The sequence below is a fragment of the Caulobacter sp. FV2ye17ST genome (assembly GCF_058680955.1).
Genome location: NZ_CM178727.1, coordinates 3,711,528 through 3,732,034 on the forward strand (window position 1 = coordinate 3,711,528; position 20,507 = coordinate 3,732,034).

Sequence of the window (20,507 nt, forward strand, 5' to 3'; positions counted from 1 at the left end):
CGCTATTTAGGAGGTCCAGCGCCCCGGCGAAAGCACCCGCGTCAGGTCTTGAGGAAGGCCACGGCCAGACCGACCAGAATCAGGGCCGCGCCGAGGATGGTTTCCTCGTAGCGTTCGACCCATTGCAGCCCCAGCCGGTTGAAGCCGGCCAGGCTGAGGCCGGTGAAGATCAGCATGCCCGCCGACGTCGCCGCCAGCAGCACCAGGCTCAGCAGCAGGAAGGCCTGCCAGCCATGCTCCATGCCGGCCAGATAGTAGGGCAGGAAGGCCTCGCAGGGCGAAAGGGTCAGCAGGGTGACCAGAGCCGCGATGGCGGCCCTGTCGGAGCTGTAGGCGCGACGGCTGGCCTCGGGCAGGGCGTGGTTGTGCCGCCCGCGTACGATATAGAAGACGCCGACCGCCACCATCAGACCGCCGACGATCCAGTGGAAGACACCGCCGAGGCTGGGCTGCAGGGCCAGGCCCGCGACCACCAGGGCCAGGCCCAGCAGGATCGTCAGGCTCACATGGCCGAGCCCTGCGAGCAGGGTCACGCCCAGGGTGCGGCCCGTCGACCACTTCTGAGCACGGCCAACCAGCACGAACGGCAGCCAATGGGTTGGCAGGGCCGCATGCAGAAAAGCCACGGCGAAACCCGTGGCGGCGATCGAGGCGAAGAAGGTCGAATTCACGCTGAAGGCTATATACTGTTATATTGTAACGTTCCAGCCTGAATCCATCTTCTGGAGCGGCAGCGTTTCATGGCCAGGAATCTGTCCGAGACCGTTGACTCATGATCGACCGGCTGTATAAGTCCGCCCCCTCGCCCGCCGGGTTTCCTTGCGGGCGTTCCCTATTTTGCGAACGCACGTTTCTTAAGGCGCTAACCTATGTACGCGGTGATCAAAACCGGCGGCAAGCAGTACCGGGTCCAAGCCGGCGATCTGCTGGTTGTCGAAAAGCTCGACGGTGAACCGGGCTCGGAAGTCGCTTTCGGCGAAGTCCTGATGCTTGGCGAAGGCGAGGCCGTGACGGTCGGCGCCCCCATGGTGGATGGCGCTGTCGTCAACGCCACCCTGATCGAAACCCGCAAGGGTGAGAAGGTGAAGATCTTCAAGAAGATCCGCCGTCAGGGCTATCGCCGCACCCGCGGTCACCGCCAGACCGAAACGGTCCTGCGCGTGACGTCGGTGGCCGGTGCCGGCAAGGAAGCCAAGTGGGACGGCGTCGTCGACCTGACCCCGAAGCTCATCCTCAACGCCCGCGCTCGCGGCCTCGGCGACGCCGCGGTCTCGAACGTCGCGTCGATCCCGACCGCCAAGGCCGCTGAGCCGACCGTGAAGGCCGCCAAGGCCCCCAAGGTCGCCGCTGAAGCGACCACCGAAGCCGCCCCCAAGAAAAAGGCAGCGCCGAAGAAGGCCGCCGCCAAGGAAGACGGCGAAGCCTAAGCGGCTGCGCCTCTAGGATCAGGAGAGCAAGATGGCTCACAAGAAATCAGGCGGCTCGTCCAGCAACGGTCGCGACTCCGACGGCCGCCGCCTTGGCGTGAAGAAGTTCGGCGGCGAGAAGGTCCTCGCCGGCAACATCATCATCCGTCAACGCGGTACGAAGTTCTGGCCGGGCGCCGGTGTCGGCATCGGCAAGGATCACACCCTCTTCGCGCTGGTCGAAGGCGCGGTGAAGTTCGTGACCAAGAAGCATAACCGCACCTACGTAACGATCGCGCCCAAGGCGCAGGCCGCCGAGTAGTACGCACTCGACTTTTTCGGGTCGTGCTTCTCAGCCGAGAAGACGACCCGGACAGACGAACCTAAGCGGGGAGTCCGGGAAACGCCGGGCTCCCCGCTTTTGTTTTGCCTGCGACGCCATGAAGCACCGAATCGCCATGGCGGCGTCACGGTCCCCGAGCAAAGAGGGGCCGAGAAACCGGGAGGCGTACAATGTGCGTCATCGATAGCAGTCCGATCATCGAGACGCGGCGGATCACGCTGCGTGCGCCGGCGATGTCCGACGTCCAGCGCCTGGTGACCCTGGGCGGCGAGCGCGACATCGCGCGCATGACCACCCGCATGCCTTGGCCCTATGGCCGCAGGGACGCCGAAGACTTTGTCGGCCGCTGCCAGGCGCAGGACCGCCGTCGCGACAACACCTTCGCCATTGACCTGGAAGACGAGGGCGTCATCGGCGTGCTGGGCCTGTTCACGCCGCCGGATGGCCACCTGGAGATCGGCTACTGGATCGGCAAACCCTTTTGGGGTCGGGGCCTGGCCACCGAGGCCTGTCAGGGCGCGCTGCGTTGGGCCAGGCAGGACTGGCGCAAGAAGCTGGTGGTCGCCGGCCACTTCGCCGACAACCCCGCCTCGGGCCAGGTGCTGATCAAGGCCGGCTTTCTCTATACGGGCGTCGTCGAGATGAAGCCGTCCGTCGCGCGCGGCGAGCCGGCGGCGACGCGGATGATGGTGTGGCTGGCCTAGTTCCCTAGAGCATCGTGCGGAAAAGTGGATGCCGGTTTTCCGCAAAAACGATGCGAAAACAAAAAGCTAGAGCGAAGCACGCGATTCTTGTATCGCGCGTTTCGCTCTAGGCCGCGCGGTGGGTCGCGATGACCTTCTGCGCGCCTTCGCGGAACCGCTTTTCGGCCGTCACGATGCGCTCGCACAGAGCGTCCAGGTCCGACAGCAGCGAATAGGTGGCGTAGATGGGGATTTCCATCAGCGCCACCTGCGCCCGGGGCATGAACTCGCAGTACTTCTTCCATGCGGCGTGGCTGTCGCGCGCGCTCATCGCCCTCTGGCCCAGCGGGTTCCAGAGATCCAGGTCCATCAGCTCGTCCCGGCACTGCTTCATCACCGGCAGGGCGATGTAGAGGAACAGGAAGGTCGGGGTGGCGGCGCGGCTGAACTGGGGCTGGACCTGCATGTGCCAGATCCGGAAGGCTTCGAAGAAGCCCGCCTTGCGCTTGGGGTCCGGCGGCAGCCAGGTGGCGTCCTGATTGATCAGTTCGCCCGCCGAAGAGGCGCGCTTGATCAGTTCGTCGGCCGAGCGGCCGTCGGCCATGGTCTTGGACAGGGCCGTAATCGGAATGTTCAGCTTCTTGGCGACGTCGCTATAGGCCACCTGCTGGCCCTGCATCGGCGTCCACTGGCCAAACGAGGCGGCCTTGGGATCCTTGGCGCGCTTCATCGCGGCGGCCTGGTGCATCAGCAGCTGCTCTTCGCGCTGCTTCTCCGCGCGCTCGCGGTCGAATTCGATCTCGTGAGCCGCCTGTTCCTCGGCGGTCATCCAGCGCGCTCGGCCAGGGCCGTAGGTGCGCTCATGCCGATTGATCAGGACCAGACCATGATCGGGGCTGGGTCGCTCGCCGATATCGGTGAGAAAAGCGCGGAAGTCGCGCCAGGTCCCGGTCACGCCCGTGCCGCGGCTCATCAGAATGTTGCGGTGGATCGAGGCTTCACCAGCATACTTTTTGCAAAGCGTCTGGAGCGTCAGGTCCCGCAGGTCCTTCGCAAGTTCCTCTCCATCGCCCTGTGTCGTGGTCAACGCCAGCCTCCCATTCCACCGCGCCAAAACGGTGGTTTCGCTGCAAGACTCTTTGTCGCACAACGTGTTTTAACATTTCGTCACAGGAGCGAACAGTGTTCTGATTGACCGCTTGGGGGCTTGCGACGCCATTTCGGCTCGACGCGGCAGGCGCCTTGCGACAAAAGACGCAGATGAAATTTCTGGACCAGTGCAAGATCTTTATCCGCTCCGGCAACGGCGGCGGCGGCGCGGTCTCGTTCCGACGCGAGAAGTACATTGAATATGGCGGCCCCGACGGTGGCGACGGCGGCCGGGGCGGCGACATCTGGATCGAGGCCGTGGACGGCCTCAACACCCTGATCGACTACCGCTACCAGCAGCACTTCAAGGCAGAGACCGGGATCCACGGCATGGGCCGCGGGCGCCATGGCGCGGCGGGCGCGGACATCACCCTGAAAGTCCCCGTCGGCACCCAGGTGCTGGAGGAGGACAAGGAAACCCTGATCGCCGACCTCGACACGGCTGGCATGATGGTGCGCCTGTGCCAGGGGGGCAACGGCGGATGGGGCAACCTGCACTTCAAGGGCCCGGTCAATCAGGCCCCGAAATACGCCAATCCCGGCCAGGAAGGCGAGGAACGCTGGATCTGGCTGCGACTGAAGCTGATCGCCGACGTCGGCCTGGTGGGCCTGCCCAACGCCGGCAAGTCGACCTTCCTGGCCGCCGCCACGGCCGCCAAGCCGAAGATCGCCGACTATCCCTTCACCACCCTGACGCCGAACCTGGGCGTGGTCGACCTGTCGACCAGCGAACGGTTCGTGCTGGCCGACATTCCCGGCCTGATCGAGGGCGCGTCGGAAGGCGCCGGCCTGGGCACCCGCTTCCTGGGCCACGTCGAACGGTCGGCGGTGCTGATCCATCTGGTCGACGCCACCCAGGAAGACGTCGCCGGCGCCTGGACCACCATCCGGGGTGAGCTTGAAGCCTATGGCGACGAGCTGGGCGACAAGTCCGAGATCCTGGCCCTGAACAAGGTTGACGCCCTCGACGAAGACACGATCGCCGAGAAAGTCGCCGAGCTTGAGGCCGTGGCCGGCGTCACGCCGCGCCTCGTCTCCGGCGTCTCCGGCAAGGGCGTCAAGGACATGCTCCGCGCCGCCTATCGCGAGGTCCGCGTCCGTCGCGGCGACGAGGTCGAGGAAATCGACGAGGAAGAAGACCACATCCCGGAGACCCCCGGGGGCTGGAAGCCGTGAGCCAGGCTACCGCCGGGCCACTGGCGTCGGCAAAGCGCATCGTCTTCAAGGTCGGCTCGGCCCTGCTGGTCGACGCCGACACGGGCGCGGCCAACCATGCCTGGCTGAAGGCCTTCTGCGACGACGCCGCGCGTCTGCGCGCCCGGGGTCAGCAGGTCGTGGTGGTGTCATCAGGCGCTGTCGCCCTGGGCCGCCGTCGCCTGGGGCTGACCGGTCGCAAGTCGCTGACCCTGCCTGAAAAGCAGGCCGCCGCGGCGGCCGGCCAGTCGCTGCTGATGCGGGCCTGGGAAGAGGCGTTCGAGCCGCACGATATCGGCGTCGCCCAGATCCTGATGACCCGCGACGACACCGAGACCCGCCGTCGCTGGCTGAACGCCCGCGCCACGGTCGAGACCCTGCTGGGTCTGGGCGTCGTGCCGGTGGTCAACGAGAACGACACCGTCGTCACCGAGGAAATCCGCTACGGCGACAACGACCGTCTGGCCGCCCGCGTCGCCCAGCTGGCCGGAGCGGACCTGCTGGTTCTGCTGTCCGACATCGACGGGCTCTACACCGCTGACCCCCGCCGCGATCCCGGCGCGACCCATCTGGCGACGATTTCCGAGATCACCCCGCAGATCGAGGCCATGGCCGGGGGCGCCAACGCCGCCTCGGGTGTCGGCACCGGCGGCATGGCCACCAAGATCGCCGCCGCCCGCATCGCCCGCGCGGCCGGCTGCGCCACCCTGATCACCCTGGGCTCGCGCCCCCATCCGCTGAAGGCCATCGAGGAGGGCGGCAAGGCCACCCTGATCGAGGCCGGCGCCAGCCCCGCAGCCGCCTACAAGGCCTGGATCGCCGGCAGCCTCGCCCCGCAGGGCTGGGTCTCGGTCGACGCCGGCGCCGCCGCCGCCCTGGCCAGGGGCAAGAGCCTGCTGGCCGCGGGCGTCCGCGCCGTCGAAGGGCCGTTCGACAAGGGCGACGCCGTTCGGGTGCGCGACGAGACCGGCCGCGAAGTGGCTCGGGGCCTGATCCGCTATGACAGCGCCGACGCCCACCGCATCGCCGGCCTTCGCTCCGACGCCATCGAGGCCGAACTCGGCTTCACCGAAGGCCCGATGATCCACGCCGACGACCTGGCGGTTTCAGACTAATCCGCTGCAGCGGTCTGGACGTAGCTAGACCGAAACGATCCGGAGACTCAGATGGCCTATCGGTCCTTGCGCGAATTCATCGACGTCCTCGAGGCGCAGGGCGAGCTCATCCGGGTCAAGGAGCCGGTCTCCACCGTGCTGGAGATGACCGAGATCCAGACCCGTCTGCTGGCCACCGGCGGGCCCGCCGTGCTGTTCGAGAACGTCATCCTGCCTGACGGCACGCCCTCGCCGATGCCGGCCCTGGCCAACCTGTTTGGCACCGTCAAGCGGGTGGCCATGGGCGTCACCCTGGGCGGCGAGCCGCGCACCACCGCCGGCGAGCTGCGCGAAGTCGGCGAGCTGTTGGCCTTTCTGCGCCAGCCGGCGCCGCCCAAGGGTCTGAAAGACGCCCTGGACATGCTGCCCCTGGCCAAGACCGTGATGGCCATGCGGCCGGGCACGGTGAAGAAGGCCCCGGTGCAGGAAATCGTCCTGACCGGCGATGACATCGACCTCTCCAAACTGCCCGTCCAGACCTGCTGGCCCGGCGAGCCCGCCCCGCTGATCACCTGGCCGCTGATCGTCACCAAGGGCCCGGGCAAGGACCGCGAGGACGACTTCAATCTCGGCATCTATCGCATGCAGGTGCTGGGCAAGGACCGCTGCATCATGCGCTGGCTGGCCCATCGCGGCGGGGCCCAGCACTATGCCCGCCATAAGCAGGCCGGCAAGCGCGAGCCCCTGCCCGCCTGCGCCGTGCTGGGCGCCGATCCCGGCACCATCCTGGCCGCCGTGACGCCGGTGCCCGACACCCTGAGCGAATACCAGTTCGCCGGCCTGCTGCGCGGGGCCAAGGTCGACCTCGTGGCCGCCAAGACCGTGCCGCTGATGGTGCCCGCCCACGCCGAGATCGTGCTGGAAGGCCATGTCCTGCTCGACGAGTACGCGGACGAAGGCCCCTATGGCGACCACACCGGCTATTACAACAGCGTCGAGAAGTTCCCGGTCTTCCAGGTGACCGCGATCACCATGCGCAGGAACCCGATCTACCTGACCACCTTCACCGGCCGGCCGCCGGACGAGCCCTCGGTGCTGGGCGAGGCGCTCAACGAGGTGTTCATCCCGCTGCTGCGCCAGCAGTTTCCCGAGATCGTCGACTTCTGGCTGCCGCCCGAGGGCTGCAGCTACCGCATCGCCGTGGTCTCGATGAAGAAGGCCTATCCGGGCCACGCCAAGCGCGTGATGCTGGGCGTCTGGAGCTATCTGCGCCAGTTCATGTATACCAAGTGGGTGATCGTCGTGGACCACGACATCAACGCCCGCGACTGGAAGGACGTCATGTGGGCGATCTCCACCAAGATGGACCCGGCGCGGGACATCACGGTGATCGAGCACACGCCCATCGACTATCTCGACTTCGCCAGCCCAGAGAGCGGCCTGGGGTCGAAGATCGGCCTGGACGCCACCGACAAGCTGCCGCCCGAGACCCATCGCGAGTGGGGTCAGGAAATCCGCATGGACCAGTCGGTGATCGATACGGTGAGCGAGAAGTGGGCCCGGCTGGGCCTGCCGGGGGATGGCAGCCCGATCTGGAAGCCGAAATAATTCTGTCCGGGGGCGTTAGATGCTGAAATCCACCCTTGCGGCCCTGGCCGCGCTTTTGATGACGAGTACGGCCATGGCCCAGACCCCTTCCGCGAAAGCCCCCTGGGACGAAGCCTTTCTGCCGCCCGCCCCGCAGTGGCAGGGCGCGAGCCAGGCCCTGCTGCGCGACGCGTCCGATCCGTGGGTGACGGCGTTCGAGGCCGATCCGGCCCATGACTTCAGCCCCAGCTATGTCGAGACCCGCAAATGGTTCGACCGGCTGGACAAGGCCTCGAGCCTGATCCGCATTGAGGAGTTCGGCGTCTCGCCCGAAGGCCGGCCGATCTATGCGGTGATCGCGTCGAAGGATGGCGCGAAGCTCGATCCGAAGAAGCCGCTTCTGCTGGCCCAGGCCGGCATCCATCCCGGCGAGATCGACGGCAAGGACGCGGGCATGATGCTGCTGCGCGACATCGCCTTCAACGGCAAGGGCGCCCTGCTCGACAAGGTCAACCTGATCCTGATCCCGATCCTCAGCGTCGACGGCCATGAGCGTTCCGGCGCCTACAGCCGTCCCAACCAGCGCGGGCCACGCATCCAGGGCTGGCGCAACACGGCGACCAACCAGAACCTCAACCGCGACTTCATGAAGCTGGACCAGCCGGAGATGCAGGCGCTGAAGGCCCTGCAGGCGAAGTATCACGCCGATCTCTATGTCGACATCCACGTCACCGACGGCATGGATTACCAGTACGACGTCACCTACGGCTACAACGGCGAGAACGGCGTCTGGTCGCGCTCGCCGGCCATCGCCAAATGGCTGGACGGAACCTTCAAACCGGCGATGAACGACGGCCTGGAAGCCCAAGGCCATATTCCCGGCGAGCTGGTGTTCGGCATCGAAGAGCATGGCCCCAAGGCTGGCCTTTCGGACGGCGGTCTGGGCGAGCGGTACTCGAACGGCTGGGGTTCGGCGGCCCACATCCCGACCATCCTGATCGAGAACCACAGCCTCAAGCCCCACGCCCAGCGCGTGCTGGGAACCTATGTGTTCCTGGAGACGGCGATGACGCTGCTGGCGGAGAAGGGCGAGAGCCTCCGCGCCGCGATCGACGCGGACCGCGCTCAGCGCCCAGCTGAAATCCCCGCCAACTTCGTGGCCGAGGACAAGCCCAGCGCCACCCGCGCCTTCAAGGGCATCCTCTACGAAACCTATGAGAGCCCGGCGTCGGGCAGGACCGAGATCCGCTGGCTGGGCAAGCCCGATCCTCAGATCTGGTCCCTGCCCTTCTATGGCTCGCGCCCCACCCTGACCCTCAAGCGCCCCGCCGCCTATTGGGTCCCCAGCTATCGCAAGGACCTGATCGAGCGTCTGAAGCTGCATGGCGTGACGGTTGAACCGCTGGCCGCCTCAAAGACCCTGCCGGTCGAGATGCTGCGCCTGACCGACCCCAAGCTCGCGACCCGCGCCAACGAGGGCCACGTCCAGATCACCGTCACCCAGGTTGCGACGGAAACCCGCGACTGGACCTTCCCGGCCGGTTCGGTGCGCGTGCCGACCGACCAGCCGCTGGGCGACCTGGCCGTTCTGCTGCTGGAGCCGAAGTCCAGCGAGAGCTTCTTTGCCTGGGGCATGGTTCCCGAGGTGCTGAGCCGCGTCGAATATATCGAGGGCTACGCCATCGCGCCCCTGGCCGAGAAGATGCTGGCGGCGGACCCGGCGCTGAAGGCCGAGTTCGAGGCCAAGCTGGCCACCGAGCCCAAGTTCGCCGCCGATCCGGAGGCGCGCCTGGGCTGGTTCTATCGCCGCACGCCCTTCTATGACGATCGCCACCTGCTCTATCCGATCGCCCGGGAACTCGCCCAATAAGGCAGATCGCTTGCATGCCGGCGCGCGAGAGGGCTTTTATGCCGCCTCGCGCGCCCGGCGTGGTTAAAATTGCAAGGTTCTCTGATGGATACGATCACTTCGGGTCACGCCGCCGCCCTCTGGGCCGGACTGCATGTCTTCCTGATGCTGACCCTGTCGTTGCTGGTCGTGCGTCTGCGCCAGAAGCACAAGGTGGCGCTGGGCGACGAAGGCATCCCCGAACTGGCCCGCGCCATCCGCGCCTTCGGCAACGCCAGCGAATATGTTCCCACCGCCCTGATCGCCATCGCCGTCCTGGCCATTGTGGAAGCTCCGCCGCTGGCGATCCACGTCGCGGGCTTCGTGCTGTTTTCCGGCCGTCTGGTTCACGCCGTGGGCCTGTCCAACAGCGGCGGCGCCTCGATCCCGCGCGCCATCGGCATGGTGGCGACCTGGCTGGCCTATATCTTCGTCGGCGTGGCCCTGCTGTTCTACGCCATCGCCTGACGCGGCGAGCGCGCCGCGCTTGCCCGGGGCCGCCGCCCTCGTCCATAAGACCCCATGGACGATAATCTGCTTAGCGACGTGGTCTCGGCCGCACTCAAGGCCGGGGCCGACACGGCCGAGGCTGTCTTCGCGCAACGCCAATCCCTTTCCGTCAGTGTTCGCCTGGGCGAGCTGGAAGAGGTCGAACGCGAGGAGGCCCGGGATCTGGGCCTGCGCGTCTTCGTCGGCAATCGCAGCGCCACGGTCTCCGGTTCGGACATTTCCAGCGAGGCCCGCGCCAAGCTGATCGAGCGCGCCGTGGCCATGGCCCGGCTGGCGCCCGAGGATCCCTATGCCAGCCTCGCGCCCCGTGATCGCCTGGCCAGGGGCCCTTTCCCCGAACTCGACCTGATCGACGGCTTCGAACCTACGGCCGAAGCGCTGGAGACCCAGGCCCGCATCGCCGAGGACGGCGCGCGTTCGGTCGAGGGCGTGACCAATTCCGACGGCGGCTCGGCCAGCTGGAGCTCGGCCTCCTGGCGACTGTTCACCAGCGACGGCTTCTCCGGCGTCCATGCGGCCACCGGCCATTCGCTGTCCTGCTCGGCCATCGCCGGCGAGGGCGCGGGTATGGAGCGGGGCGGCGAAGGCCGCTCGGCCCGTCACTTCGCCGATCTGCCCGGCGCGGGCGATATCGGTCGCGAGGCCGGTCGCTCGGCCGTTGTGCGCCTCAATGCCCGCAAGATCGCCTCGACCACCGCCCCGGTGATTTTCGAGAACCGCCTGGCCATGTCGCTGATCGGCCCGCTGCTGGGCGCGATCTCGGGCCCGTCCATCGCGCGGGGCTCTTCGTTCCTGAAGGACAAGCTGAACCAGCAGGTCTTCGCCAGGGGCGTGAACCTGATCGAGGATCCGCACCGCGTCCGCGGCCTGGGCTCGGCGCCGTTTGACGACGAGGGCGTCGACACCGTCCGCCGCGCCCTGATCGACGATGGCGTGCTGACCACCTGGCTGCTCAACACCAGCAGCGCCAGACAGCTGGGTCTTGCGACCACCGGCCACGCCTCGCGCGGCCTGGCGGGTCCTTCGGGCGTCTCGACCAGCAACCTGACCCTGTCGACCGGCACCCGCGACCAAGCCGGGCTGATGGCCGACGCCGGCACGGGCCTCCTGGTCACCTCGATGTTCGGCCCCTCGCTGAACGGCAATACCGGCGACTGGTCGGTGGGCTGTTCGGGCCTGTGGTTCGAGAACGGCGAGATCACCGGTCCCGTCACCGAGATCACCGTGGCCGGCAACCTGATCGACATCTATGCCCGGCTGATCCCCGGCTCGGACCTGGAGTTCCGGGGCGCCAACAACGCGCCGTCGATCCTGGTCGACGGCCTGGCCATCGCTGGCAAATGACCGACCTGGATCTGATCCTCGACGCGGCGCGGGAGGCTGGGGAACTGGCCCTGAAGGCCCGCGCCGGCGGCCTGAAGATCTGGTCCAAGGAGGGCGGCTCGCCGGTCACCGACGCCGATCTGGCGGTCGACACCCTGCTGAAGGACCGCCTGCGCGCGGCCCGGCCCGACTATGGCTGGCTGTCGGAGGAAACGGTCGATGATCCGGCCCGCCTGACCACCCAGCGCCAGTTCGTGGTCGATCCGATCGACGGCACCGTCGCCTTCATGAAGAACAAGCCGTGGTTCGCCGTCTCGGTGGCCGTGGTCGAGAACGGCAGGCCCATCGCCGGGGTGGTCCATGCCCCCGCCCTGAGCGAGACCTATGCGGCGGTAGCCGGCGGCGGGGCCACTCTGAACGGCATGGCGATCTCGCCCAGCGACACCGAAGACCTCGAGGACGCCGCCATGCTGGGCGACGCCAAGATGTTCGTGCATCCCGCCTGGACCAATCCCTGGCCGGCCATGCGGGTCGAGAGCCGCAACTCCATCGCCTATCGCGTCTGCCTGGTCGCCGCCGGCGCCTTCGACGCGGCCGTCGCCCTGTCACCCAAGAGCGAGTGGGACGTGGCCGCCGCCGATCTGATCCGCTCGGAGGCCGGCGCCTGTCTGACGGACCACAAGGGTCGCGCTTTCAGCTATAATCGCCCCATTCCGCTGGTTCCGAGCCTGGTTTGCGCCAATGCGACGCTTGCGCCATTGATCCTTAACCGGGTCGGGCATATCGACCTGCCATAAAGATATTTCCTCGCAGGAACGTGCCCCATCATGCCCGATAAGCAGCTTCTCCATCTCGTCATCGGCGGCGAACTGAAGGATGTCTCCGACATCGAGTTCCGCGACCTGGCCAATGTCGAGTTCGTCGGCGCCTATGCCAGCTATGCCGACGCCCACAAGGCCTGGAAGGCCAAGGCCCAGGCCACGGTCGATAACGCCCATGCGCGGTACTTCATCATCCACGCGCACAAGCTGATGGACCCGAGCCTGGGTTGATCGGCTGAGAAGTCCTCCCCCTCTGGGGGAGGTGGCCCGGAGGGCCGGAGGGGGCTAGCTCGGCAGGCGCCGCGAAGACCCCCTCAGTCGCTCGTGGACAGCTCCCCCAAAAGGGGAGCAGCTATTCTCTACGCAGCAACTTGTCCGTCAGCAGCTTCCCCAGCATCCCGGCCCGGAAGGTCTTCTTCATCGCCACGGGATCGTAGTCGTCGCTCTCGACCCAGTCGGTGAAGCTCAGCCCCTTGGGCTCGCCCCGCTCCAGATACTGCTCGAACACATAGTCCAGCACGCCGGTATTGCCGGCCTTGATGTGCAGGTAGCGCGGCGACAGCTCCTTCATCGCCTCGCGGATCGGCAGGCCCAGGCGGTAGTGGGCATAGAGCACGCTCATGATCCCGGCCCGGTCCGCGCCGGACTTGCAGTGGATCAGGGCCGGATATTCCAGGGTCTCGAACAGCGCCTTCGCGCCCCGCACCCGCTTGCGGATCGGGACCTCGCGAGAGGTGATGGTGAAGTCCACCAGGTTCAGGCCCAGCCGCTCGCAGGCGTCTTTTTCCAGGGCGTAGAAGCTGCCGTCGAACCCGCCGCGCAGATTGACGATGGTCTTGATCCCCCGCTTCTTCCACCAGGCCAGCTGGAACGGCCAGGGCTGGTTGGCGCGCACCAGCTCGGGGCTCACCCAATGGGCGTTGGAGAAGCCGACCCGCAGATAGGCGTGGTCGTTCCACAGATAGTGGAGATAGGTTTTGAAGCGCCCCCAAGGCGTGGTCAGGTCGAACTGGGCCAAACGGGCGATCCTCTGGACGTGCCGCGCCTAAGTAGGATGGACCGCCGTTTAATGCAAAACGCACGATCATTTCCGCGCCGGGTGATGCGCCCGTGTCCTTGACAGCTTAGCCCTGACGTCCGACCCCTCGCCCATGACTGATCCCGCCGCGCCGCAAGCCACCAACCGCGCCCTCGCGATGCGGATCTGGCGCGACTATCTGAAGCCGCGCTGGAAGGGGTTGAGCGTCTCGCTGGTCAGCGCCGCCATCGTGGCCGGGCTGAGCGCCCAGCTGACCCGGATGATCCAGCCGGCGGTCGACCAGCTGATCACCCATCCGCGCCCCGGCGCCATCCTGGCCATCCCCGCCGCCATCGCCATGATCGCCATCCTGCGCGGCCTGTTCCAGGTGCTGCAGGCCACCTTCATCAACCGCATCGGCAATGGCGTGGTTGGCGACGTGCAGGTGCAGCTGTTCGGCAAGCTGGTGCGCTCGGATCTCGCCCGACTGCGCGGCGCCCATTCGGGCTCCTATGTCTCTTCGGTGCTGTACGACGCCAGCCTGATCCGCGAGGCGGCGACCAGCGGCGTGGTCAACTATACCCGCGAGTTCCTGACTGTGGTCGGGGCCCTGGCGGTGATGTTCAGCCTGGATCCGATCCTGGCCGCCGGCGTGCTGGTCATCGCCCCGGTCGTCAGCCTGATCATGCGGCGCTTCTCGAAAAAGACGACCAAGGCCGCCAAAGGCGCCATGGGCGAGACCTCCAACCTGTCGACCGCGATCATGGAGAGCCTGGACGGGGTCAAGATCGTCAAGATGGAAAACCGCGAGGCCTATGAGGAAGCCCGCGTCGCCGCCGTAGTCGACCGTCGCCAGCAGCACCTGATCAAGGGCTCCAACGCCCGGGCCATGGCCGCCCCGGCCACCGAGACCTTCACCACCCTGATCACCGCCGGCGTCTTCGTCTATGCCGGCTGGCGGGCTACCACCGGCGACATCACCGCCGGCGCCTTCTTCGCCTTCCTCAGCGCCCTGCTGATGGCCGCCCAGTCCCTGCGCCAGGTCGCCAACCTGCAGACGGTGTTCAGCGAGGGCCTGACCGCCGCCCGCCGGCTGTTCGAGGCCCTGGATGTCGCGCCGACTATCACCGATCCCGCCGACGCCCGCCCCCTGCCGCCCGGCGACAGCGCCATAGCGCTGGAGGGCGTGAGCTTCTCCTATGGCGGCGAGATCGCGGCCCTGACGGAAGTCTCGCTGCAGGCCCGACGCGGTGAGACCGTGGCCCTGGTCGGTCCGTCCGGCGGCGGCAAGAGCTCTATCCTCAACCTGATCCCGCGCTTCTACGACGTCACCGCAGGCGCTGTGACCATCGACGGCCACGACGTGCGCTCGGTGACACTGGCCTCCCTGCGCGACCGCATCGCTCTCGTCACCCAGGAGCCCTTCCTGTTCGACGACACCATCCGCGCCAACATCGCCTATGCCCGGCCCGAGGCGACGGAGGCGCAGATCATCGCCGCCGCCCAGCAGGCCGCCGCCCACGACTTCATCAGCGCCCTGCCGGACGGCTATGACACCGGGGTCGGCGAGGCCGGCGCGCGGCTGTCAGGCGGCCAGCGCCAGCGCATCGCCATCGCCCGCGCCTTCCTGAAGGACGCTCCGATCCTGCTGCTGGACGAGGCGACCAGCGCGCTCGACACCGAGAGCGAAGCCCAGGTCCAGATCGCCCTCGAGCGGCTGATGGCCGGCCGCGCCACCATCCTGATCGCTCACCGGCTGTCGACGGTGAAGGGCGCCGACCGCATCTATGTGATCGACAAAGGACAGGTGATCGAGACCGGAACCCATGCCGAACTGGTGCGCGCCAAGGGGCTCTATGCCCGCCTCGCCAAGGCCCAGGACCTGGATCATGCGCCGGAGGACGCCGCGTGAGGCCCCTGCGCTCGCCGTGGGTGATGAGCCTGCTGGTCAATCTGATGTCGGGCTATCTGGCCCTGACCTATCGCACCCTGCGCTGGACGCGGGAGGGACAGGCGATCGCGGACGACGTCCAGGCCAGGGCTCTGGCCGAGCGCTCCGGCGCGATCCTGGCGCTGTGGCACTCCCGCGTGCCGGTCGGTCCCGCGACCTGGCCGCAGGGTCCCGACAAGCCGGAGATCCGCGTGCTGGTCAGCCAATCGCGGGACGGCGAATTCATCGCCCGGGTCATCGCCCGCCTGGGCCTGCCGTCCATTCGCGGCTCGTCCCTGAAGAAGACCGACACCGCCAAGAACAAGGGCGGCGAGCAGGCCTTTCGCGACATGGTCAAGTGGGTGAAGGACGGCGGCGCCATGGCCATCACGCCCGACGGCCCTAGGGGCCCAGTCGAGGTGTTGCAGAAGGGCGCCGTGGCCCTGGCCCGAGTGAGCGGCGCGCCGGTGCTGTTCGTCGGCGTGGCCATGAAGCCGTGCCTGCGCCTGGGCACCTGGGACCGCACGATCATCCCCCTGCCCTTCGCCAGGGCGGCCATGGTCTGGGACGGGCCGACCACGGCCGGCCGCGATGACGATCCTGACGCCCTGGCCGAGGCCTGGGGGGGGCGGCTGTCAGCCGTGTCGCGCCGGGCCGAGCAATTGGTCGGCGAGACCGACGGGGCTCCCCATCCTTCCTCTTGAATCCGCTCTCCCCGGCGAAGGCCGGGGCCCAGATCGAGCCCCGAGCGCCGGCGATATTGGCTGACGCTCGAGGCGCATCAGTCCAAACTTCCCGGATGAATCTGGGTCCCGGCCTTCGCCGGGAAGATCGGATGATGGGAAACATTGATCCGGCCCGCCCATGGTGGGATGTAGGGCCATGCCGCACGACCATTCGGGCCACGCTCACGATCACCATGGCCACGACCATGGACATGACCACGCCCACGATCACGGGCATGGCCATTCGCACGCTCATGGGCACGGCCACCATCATCACGTCCCCAAGGACTTCGGCCGCGCCTTCGCCATCGGCACCGCGCTGAACCTCGGTTTCGTGATCGTAGAGGCCGGGGCGGGCCTCTTTACGCACTCGCTGGCCCTGCTGGCCGACGCCGGCCACAATCTGTCGGATGTTCTGGGCCTGGTCCTGGCCTGGGGCGCGGCCACCCTGGCCAAGCGCGCGCCGAAAGGCCGGCACACCTATGGCCTGCGCAAGGGGACGGTGCTGGCCTCGCTGGCCAATGCCGCCCTGCTGCTGGCCGCCACCGGCGCCATCGCCTGGGAAGCCGTCCGCCGCTTCGCCGCCCCGACCCCGGTCGAGAGCGGTCCGGTGATGATCGTCGCGGCCATCGGCATCGTCATCAACACCGCCACCGCCCTGATGTTCATGCGCGGTTCGAAAGATGACCTGAACGCACGCGGCGCCTTCCTGCACATGGCCGCCGACGCCGCTGTCTCGGCCGGGGTGGTGCTGGCCGCGCTGCTGATGATGCTGACCGGCTGGCTGTGGATCGACTCCGTCACCAGCCTGCTGATCGTGGCCGTGATCGTGCTGGGCACCTGGGGCCTGCTGCGCGACTCGCTGGACATGGCCCTGGACGCCGCCCCGCGCGGCATCGACCCTGCCGCCGTGCGTGAGTGGCTGGCGGGCCGTCCCGGCGTGGTCGAGGTTCATGACCTGCACGTCTGGGCGATGAGCACGACCGAAACCGCCATGACCGCCCACGTGGTCCGCCCCGCCGCCGACGATCACGACGACTTCCTGCACGAGGTCTGCGCCGAGCTGAACAGCAAGTTCAGGATCGGCCACGCCACCGTGCAGGTCGAGCACAGCGCCAGCGCCCATGCCTGTCGCCTGGCGCCAGCGGACGTGGTGTGAGCCTGCCGCTGTCACTGTCGGTTTACCGCCTCGCCACGGCGGCGCTGGAGCCCTTCGCGCCCCTGCTGCTCAAGCGCCGCGCGGCCCGGGGCAAGGAAGATCCGACCCGTCTGAACGAACGTCTCGCGCGTCCCCGTCTGCCGCGCCCCGCCGGGCCGCTGGTCTGGCTGCACGGCGCCAGCGTCGGCGAGAGCCTGTCGATCCTGCCGCTGGTCGAGCGCCTGCGGGCCGACCGGCCGGACGCCACGGTGCTGGTGAGCTCGGGCACGGTGACCTCGGCCGAGCTGCTGGCCAAACGGTTGCCGCGGGGCGTGATCCATCAGTTCGTCCCGGTCGATACGCCCGGCGGCGCCAAACGCTTCATCGGCCACTGGCGGCCGGACCTGGCGGTCTTCGTCGAGAGCGAGCTGTGGCCCAACCTGCTGCTGGAGGCCAAGGCCGCCGGGACGCGGCTGGCCCTCGTCTCGGCCAAGCTGTCGGACAAGAGCTTCGACGGCTGGCGGATGCGGCCGTTCGCGGCGCACCAGCTTTTTTCCGGCTTCGACCTGATCCTGGCCCAGGACGCCCGGGCGGCCGAACGCTTCACCAGCCTGGGCGGAACCGTGGCCGGCGAGGCCGACCTGAAGTTCGGCGCCGCGCCCCTGCCCGCCGACGAGGCCGAGCTGGCCCGTCTCAAGGCCCGCTTCGCCGATCAGCCCCTGCTGCTGGCGGCCAGCACCCATCCGGGCGAGGACGAGATCGTGCTGGACGCCTTCGCCGCCCTGCCAGGTCAGGCGCGTTTGGTCATCGCGCCCCGCCATATCGCGCGCGGTCCGGCCATCGTCCAGATGGCCCGGGCTCGCGGCCTGTCGGCAAGCCTGCGGAGCATCGATCCCGGCGCCGAGCCGTCCCGGGTGCTGGTGGCCGATACGCTGGGCGAGCTGGGCCTGTGGTTCCGCCTCGCTGACCTGGCCCTCGTCGCCGGCAGCCTGGTCCCCGGCATCGGCGGCCACAATCCGCTGGAGCCGGCGCGGCTGTCCTGCCCCATCGTCTCGGGCCCGCATGTCGAGAACTGGCTGACGGCCTATGCCGAGCTATCGGCCGTCGACGGCATGGCCCTGGCCGACGCCAGCGTACTCGGCGAGCGCCTGGCCGCCGCCCTGGCCGATCCCGCCGCCGGTAAGGCCCGGGCCGAACGCGCCGCCGCCTTCGTCGAGGCCCGCGACGCCGAGGCCCGCGCCGGCCTGGCCCGCATCATCGAGCTGGTTCCATGAAGCTGTCGACGCCCCGCTGGTGGTACGTGAAGTCTGGCGCGCCCTCGCCGATCACCCGCGCCCTGCTGACCCCGCTGTCGTGGATCTGGGCCGCGGCCACAGCGCGGCGGATCGCCAAAGGCCCGGGCGGCGAGGTCGGGGCGCCGGTGATCTGCGTCGGCAATGTCACCGTCGGCGGAACCGGCAAGACGCCCATCGTCCGTGAACTGCTGCTGACCCTGACCCAGCGCGGCATCGAGGCCCACGGCCTGGCCAGGGGCCATGGCGGTAGGGACAAGGGGCCGACCCGCGTCGACAGCGCCCGCCATACGGCGCTGGATGTCGGCGACGAGCCGCTGATGCTGGCCCAGGACTTTCCGATGTGGATCGCCCGCGACCGGGTGGCCGGAGCCCGCGCCGCCTCGGCGGCCGGGGCCCAGGCCATCGTCATGGACGACGGCCACCAGAATCCGGACGTCCGCAAGGCGCTGTCGCTGATCGTGGTCGACGGCGAGACCCGCAATGACGAGTGGCCGTTCGGCGACGGCAAGGTGTTCCCCGCTGGGCCGATGCGCGAGCCGCTGAAGGTCGGCCTGGCGCGGGCCGACGCCGTGATCGTGCTGTTGCCCCTCGACGTCGCCCAGCCCGACTTCGACCTGCTGGTCCAGTTCGGCGACATGCCGGTGCTGGTCGCCCGGCTGGAAGCGGCGGCGCCGGTGCCGACCGGGCCGCAGATGGGCTTTGCCGGCATCGGCAAGCCCTGGAAGGTCGAGAAGGCGCTGAAGGCGGCCGGCTGCGACCTGGTCGACTTCGCCCCGTTCCCCGATCACGGGCTCTATGACGAAGCGACCCTGACCCTGCTGGCCGACCGAGCGGCGCTGTACGACGCGGGCCTGGTCACCACCGAAAAGGACTGGGTGCGCCTGCCGCCCAAGTGGCGCGACCGCGTGACGCCCTGGCCGGTGCGAGCCCGGTTCGATGACGAGGCGGCGCTGAACGCGGTGCTGGCGAAGGCGGGGCTGTAGAAGTCCTCCCCCTGAAGGGGGAGGCGACCGTCAGGCCGGTGGGGGAAGACGCCGCCGAGTCAGCAGCACTTCCCCCTCCGATCGCTTCGCGATCTCCTCCCCCTTCAGGGGGAGGACTTGGTCGCCCTATTTCACCACGGCCCCGCCCTTGATCACCGCGGTCACGCTCTGCAGCACGGTCACGTCCGTGAGCGGGTCACCCTTGACCGCGATCAGGTCGGCGGCCTTGCCGGGGGCCAGGGAGCCGATCTCGGCCGAGAGGTCGAAGTGGGCGGCGGCGTTGACGGTGGCGGTCTGGATGGCTTCCAGCGGGGTCAGGCCGGCTTTCACCAGCAAGGCGAACTCGCCGGCGTTGTCGCCGTGGGCCGAGACGCCGGTGTCGGTGCCGAAGGCGATCTTGACGCCGCCCTCATGGGCCCGGCGAGCCATGGCCAGCATCTTGGGACCGGCGTCCAGCGCCTTGGTGGTCTGGGCCGGGGTCAGGAAGTTGTTGGGCCCCGAGGCCACCCGATAGACGAAGTCGCCGGCCATCAGGGTCGGCACCAGATAGCCGCCGTTCTTCTTGAACAGGGCGATGCTCTCATTGTCGAGATAGGTGCCGTGCTCGATCGAGTCGCCGCCGGCCTTCAGGAAGGCGTTGATGCCGTCCACGCCGTGGGCGTGGGCGGTGACCTTGCGGCCCATGCGATGGGCGGCGTCGACGATGGCTTCCAGCTCGGGACCCGAGAACTGCTGGGCCAGGCCCGCCGCCGTATTGGAGAGCACCCCGCCCGTGGCGGTGATCTTGATGATGTCGGCGCCGCGCCAGACCTGCTCGCGCACGGCCCGGCGGCAGTCGTCGGCGCCCGAGCACACCGAGGCCGGCCGCAGGGCGTGCATGACCTCTTCGCTGAAGCCGTTGATGTCGCCGTGGCCGCCATGGATCGAGACGGCCGAGCCCGAGGCGATGATGCGCGGACCGATCACGTCGCCGCGCTTGACCGCCGCCCGCAAGGCGAAGACCGCCGCGTTGTCGGCGCCCAGGTCGGCCACGGTGGTGAAGCCGGCCATCAGGGTCTTGCGGGCATAGCCGGCCCCGACCATCGCCTGGTCGGCCGATGACTGGGTCACCTCGTCCAGCCGCGAGCTGGCGCCCTGCTGGCCGGTCAGGTGAACATGGCTGTCGATCAGGCCCGGCAGGACGAAGCTGTCCTTCAGGTCGACCACGCGGCCGCCCGGCTCGGCGACATAGCCGTCGGCGATGCGGACGACCTTGCCGTTCTCGATCACAAGGGTCTTGGCCGTCTCGACCTTGCCGGTGACCGGATCGGCCAGCAGCCGGCCGGCTTGGACGAAGAGCGTCTCGGCGGAGGCAGAGGCCGCCAGCGCGGAGGTCGCCAGAAGGGCGCAGACGCCCGCCGTCAGTTTACGCATTCAGCTC

Annotated in this window: 20 protein-coding genes; 16 read left to right on the forward strand and 4 right to left on the reverse strand. The window is 68.3% G+C overall.

Annotation, left to right across the window (positions count from 1 at the left end; translation table 11 throughout):
• Positions 1-41: 41 nt before the first annotated feature.
• A complete protein-coding gene (locus ACW17V_RS17770; RefSeq protein ID WP_492106373.1) occupies positions 42-671 on the reverse strand; it encodes a hypothetical protein in 630 nt (209 codons plus the stop codon).
• Between the two features lie 198 nt (positions 672-869).
• On the opposite strand from ACW17V_RS17770, the gene rplU reads away from it, so the two are divergent.
• The 3 genes from rplU to ACW17V_RS17785 all read left to right on the forward strand — a co-directional run bounded on the left by rplU (position 870) and on the right by ACW17V_RS17785 (position 2,453).
• Positions 870-1,427: a 50S ribosomal protein L21 gene (gene rplU / locus ACW17V_RS17775; protein ID WP_492106374.1), complete on the forward strand. Its 558-nt coding sequence runs from the start codon at positions 870-872 to the stop codon at positions 1,425-1,427.
• A 31-nt stretch (positions 1,428-1,458) separates the two neighbouring features.
• The gene (gene rpmA, locus ACW17V_RS17780; RefSeq protein WP_492106375.1) at positions 1,459-1,728 is read left to right on the forward strand and encodes a 50S ribosomal protein L27; all 270 of its coding nucleotides are present in this window, start codon (positions 1,459-1,461) and stop codon (positions 1,726-1,728) included.
• A gap of 191 nt (positions 1,729-1,919) precedes the next feature.
• Positions 1,920-2,453 carry a GNAT family N-acetyltransferase gene (locus ACW17V_RS17785; RefSeq protein ID WP_492106376.1) on the forward strand — a complete coding sequence of 178 codons (534 nt, stop codon included), beginning with the start codon at positions 1,920-1,922 and terminating at the stop codon, positions 2,451-2,453.
• A gap of 106 nt (positions 2,454-2,559) precedes the next feature.
• Here the strand turns inward: ACW17V_RS17785 and ACW17V_RS17790 are convergent, their stop codons facing one another.
• Positions 2,560-3,519 carry a hypothetical protein gene (locus tag ACW17V_RS17790; protein ID WP_492106377.1) on the reverse strand — a complete coding sequence of 320 codons (960 nt, stop codon included), beginning with the start codon at positions 3,517-3,519 and terminating at the stop codon, positions 2,560-2,562.
• Positions 3,520-3,692: 173 nt separating this feature from the next.
• Here ACW17V_RS17790 and obgE point away from each other — a divergent pair, with 173 nt between their 5' ends.
• The 8 genes from obgE (at position 3,693) to ACW17V_RS17830 (ending at position 12,229) form a co-directional block, all read left to right on the forward strand.
• A complete protein-coding gene (gene obgE / locus ACW17V_RS17795) occupies positions 3,693-4,757 on the forward strand; it encodes a GTPase ObgE (protein WP_492106378.1) in 1,065 nt (354 codons plus the stop codon).
• Positions 4,754-5,890: a glutamate 5-kinase gene (proB, locus tag ACW17V_RS17800; protein WP_492106379.1), complete on the forward strand. Its 1,137-nt coding sequence runs from the start codon at positions 4,754-4,756 to the stop codon at positions 5,888-5,890. Before obgE ends, proB begins: the two co-directional genes overlap by 4 nt.
• A gap of 51 nt (positions 5,891-5,941) precedes the next feature.
• Positions 5,942-7,477, forward strand: coding sequence for a UbiD family decarboxylase (locus ACW17V_RS17805; RefSeq protein ID WP_492106380.1), 1,536 nt, complete (start codon positions 5,942-5,944; stop codon positions 7,475-7,477).
• Positions 7,478-7,496: 19 nt separating this feature from the next.
• Entirely contained in the window at positions 7,497-9,326 is a 1,830-nt protein-coding gene (locus ACW17V_RS17810; protein ID WP_492106381.1) for a M14 family metallopeptidase, read from the forward strand.
• An 84-nt stretch (positions 9,327-9,410) separates the two neighbouring features.
• A complete protein-coding gene (locus ACW17V_RS17815) occupies positions 9,411-9,812 on the forward strand; it encodes an MAPEG family protein (RefSeq protein ID WP_492106382.1) in 402 nt (133 codons plus the stop codon).
• Between the two features lie 54 nt (positions 9,813-9,866).
• Positions 9,867-11,198 carry a TldD/PmbA family protein gene (locus ACW17V_RS17820; protein ID WP_492106383.1) on the forward strand — a complete coding sequence of 444 codons (1,332 nt, stop codon included), beginning with the start codon at positions 9,867-9,869 and terminating at the stop codon, positions 11,196-11,198.
• Complete coding sequence (locus ACW17V_RS17825) at positions 11,195-11,974, forward strand: 3'(2'),5'-bisphosphate nucleotidase CysQ (RefSeq protein ID WP_492106384.1); 780 nt, start codon at positions 11,195-11,197, stop codon at positions 11,972-11,974. The genes ACW17V_RS17820 and ACW17V_RS17825 overlap by 4 nt, the downstream gene beginning before the upstream one ends.
• A gap of 30 nt (positions 11,975-12,004) precedes the next feature.
• A complete protein-coding gene (locus ACW17V_RS17830) occupies positions 12,005-12,229 on the forward strand; it encodes a DUF4170 domain-containing protein (RefSeq protein WP_492106385.1) in 225 nt (74 codons plus the stop codon).
• A 121-nt stretch (positions 12,230-12,350) separates the two neighbouring features.
• On the opposite strand, the gene ACW17V_RS17835 is transcribed toward ACW17V_RS17830, so the two are convergent.
• Positions 12,351-13,016, reverse strand: a complete 666-nt coding sequence (locus tag ACW17V_RS17835) for a fused DSP-PTPase phosphatase/NAD kinase-like protein (protein ID WP_492106386.1) — start codon at positions 13,014-13,016, stop codon at positions 12,351-12,353.
• Positions 13,017-13,149: 133 nt separating this feature from the next.
• Between ACW17V_RS17835 and ACW17V_RS17840 the strand changes: the two genes are divergently transcribed.
• The 5 genes from ACW17V_RS17840 to lpxK all read left to right on the forward strand — a co-directional run bounded on the left by ACW17V_RS17840 (position 13,150) and on the right by lpxK (position 19,087).
• Positions 13,150-14,928 carry an ABC transporter ATP-binding protein gene (locus ACW17V_RS17840; protein ID WP_492106387.1) on the forward strand — a complete coding sequence of 593 codons (1,779 nt, stop codon included), beginning with the start codon at positions 13,150-13,152 and terminating at the stop codon, positions 14,926-14,928.
• Entirely contained in the window at positions 14,925-15,650 is a 726-nt protein-coding gene (locus tag ACW17V_RS17845) for a lysophospholipid acyltransferase family protein (RefSeq protein ID WP_492106388.1), read from the forward strand. Before ACW17V_RS17840 ends, ACW17V_RS17845 begins: the two co-directional genes overlap by 4 nt.
• A 178-nt stretch (positions 15,651-15,828) precedes the next feature.
• Positions 15,829-16,830: a cation diffusion facilitator family transporter gene (locus tag ACW17V_RS17850; protein WP_492106389.1), complete on the forward strand. Its 1,002-nt coding sequence runs from the start codon at positions 15,829-15,831 to the stop codon at positions 16,828-16,830.
• Complete coding sequence (locus tag ACW17V_RS17855) at positions 16,827-18,083, forward strand: 3-deoxy-D-manno-octulosonic acid transferase (protein WP_492106390.1); 1,257 nt, start codon at positions 16,827-16,829, stop codon at positions 18,081-18,083. Before ACW17V_RS17850 ends, ACW17V_RS17855 begins: the two co-directional genes overlap by 4 nt.
• Positions 18,080-19,087: a tetraacyldisaccharide 4'-kinase gene (gene lpxK, locus ACW17V_RS17860; protein ID WP_492106391.1), complete on the forward strand. Its 1,008-nt coding sequence runs from the start codon at positions 18,080-18,082 to the stop codon at positions 19,085-19,087. The genes ACW17V_RS17855 and lpxK overlap by 4 nt, the downstream gene beginning before the upstream one ends.
• A gap of 126 nt (positions 19,088-19,213) precedes the next feature.
• Here lpxK and ACW17V_RS17865 read toward each other — a convergent pair whose 3' ends face one another.
• The gene (locus ACW17V_RS17865) at positions 19,214-20,500 is read right to left on the reverse strand and encodes a metal-dependent hydrolase family protein (RefSeq protein WP_492106392.1); all 1,287 of its coding nucleotides are present in this window, start codon (positions 20,498-20,500) and stop codon (positions 19,214-19,216) included.
• Positions 20,501-20,507 lie beyond the last annotated feature (7 nt).

What these genes read in the sequence shown, in the direction of transcription:
- rpmA (WP_492106375.1), top strand. Translation starts at nt 1,459, where the DNA reads ATGGCTCACAAGAAATCAGGCGGCTCGTCCAGCAACGGTCGCGACTCC.
- rplU (WP_492106374.1), top strand. Translation starts at nt 870, where the DNA reads ATGTACGCGGTGATCAAAACCGGCGGCAAGCAGTACCGGGTCCAAGCC.
- ACW17V_RS17825 (WP_492106384.1), top strand. Translation starts at nt 11,195, where the DNA reads ATGACCGACCTGGATCTGATCCTCGACGCGGCGCGGGAGGCTGGGGAA.
- ACW17V_RS17815 (WP_492106382.1), top strand. Translation starts at nt 9,411, where the DNA reads ATGGATACGATCACTTCGGGTCACGCCGCCGCCCTCTGGGCCGGACTG.
- ACW17V_RS17810 (WP_492106381.1), top strand. Translation starts at nt 7,497, where the DNA reads ATGCTGAAATCCACCCTTGCGGCCCTGGCCGCGCTTTTGATGACGAGT.
- lpxK (WP_492106391.1), top strand. Translation starts at nt 18,080, where the DNA reads ATGAAGCTGTCGACGCCCCGCTGGTGGTACGTGAAGTCTGGCGCGCCC.
- ACW17V_RS17785 (WP_492106376.1), top strand. Translation starts at nt 1,920, where the DNA reads ATGTGCGTCATCGATAGCAGTCCGATCATCGAGACGCGGCGGATCACG.
- ACW17V_RS17840 (WP_492106387.1), top strand. Translation starts at nt 13,150, where the DNA reads ATGACTGATCCCGCCGCGCCGCAAGCCACCAACCGCGCCCTCGCGATG.
- ACW17V_RS17830 (WP_492106385.1), top strand. Translation starts at nt 12,005, where the DNA reads ATGCCCGATAAGCAGCTTCTCCATCTCGTCATCGGCGGCGAACTGAAG.
- ACW17V_RS17850 (WP_492106389.1), top strand. Translation starts at nt 15,829, where the DNA reads ATGCCGCACGACCATTCGGGCCACGCTCACGATCACCATGGCCACGAC.
- ACW17V_RS17805 (WP_492106380.1), top strand. Translation starts at nt 5,942, where the DNA reads ATGGCCTATCGGTCCTTGCGCGAATTCATCGACGTCCTCGAGGCGCAG.
- ACW17V_RS17820 (WP_492106383.1), top strand. Translation starts at nt 9,867, where the DNA reads ATGGACGATAATCTGCTTAGCGACGTGGTCTCGGCCGCACTCAAGGCC.
- obgE (WP_492106378.1), top strand. Translation starts at nt 3,693, where the DNA reads ATGAAATTTCTGGACCAGTGCAAGATCTTTATCCGCTCCGGCAACGGC.
- ACW17V_RS17865 (WP_492106392.1), bottom strand. Translation starts at nt 20,500, where the DNA reads ATGCGTAAACTGACGGCGGGCGTCTGCGCCCTTCTGGCGACCTCCGCG.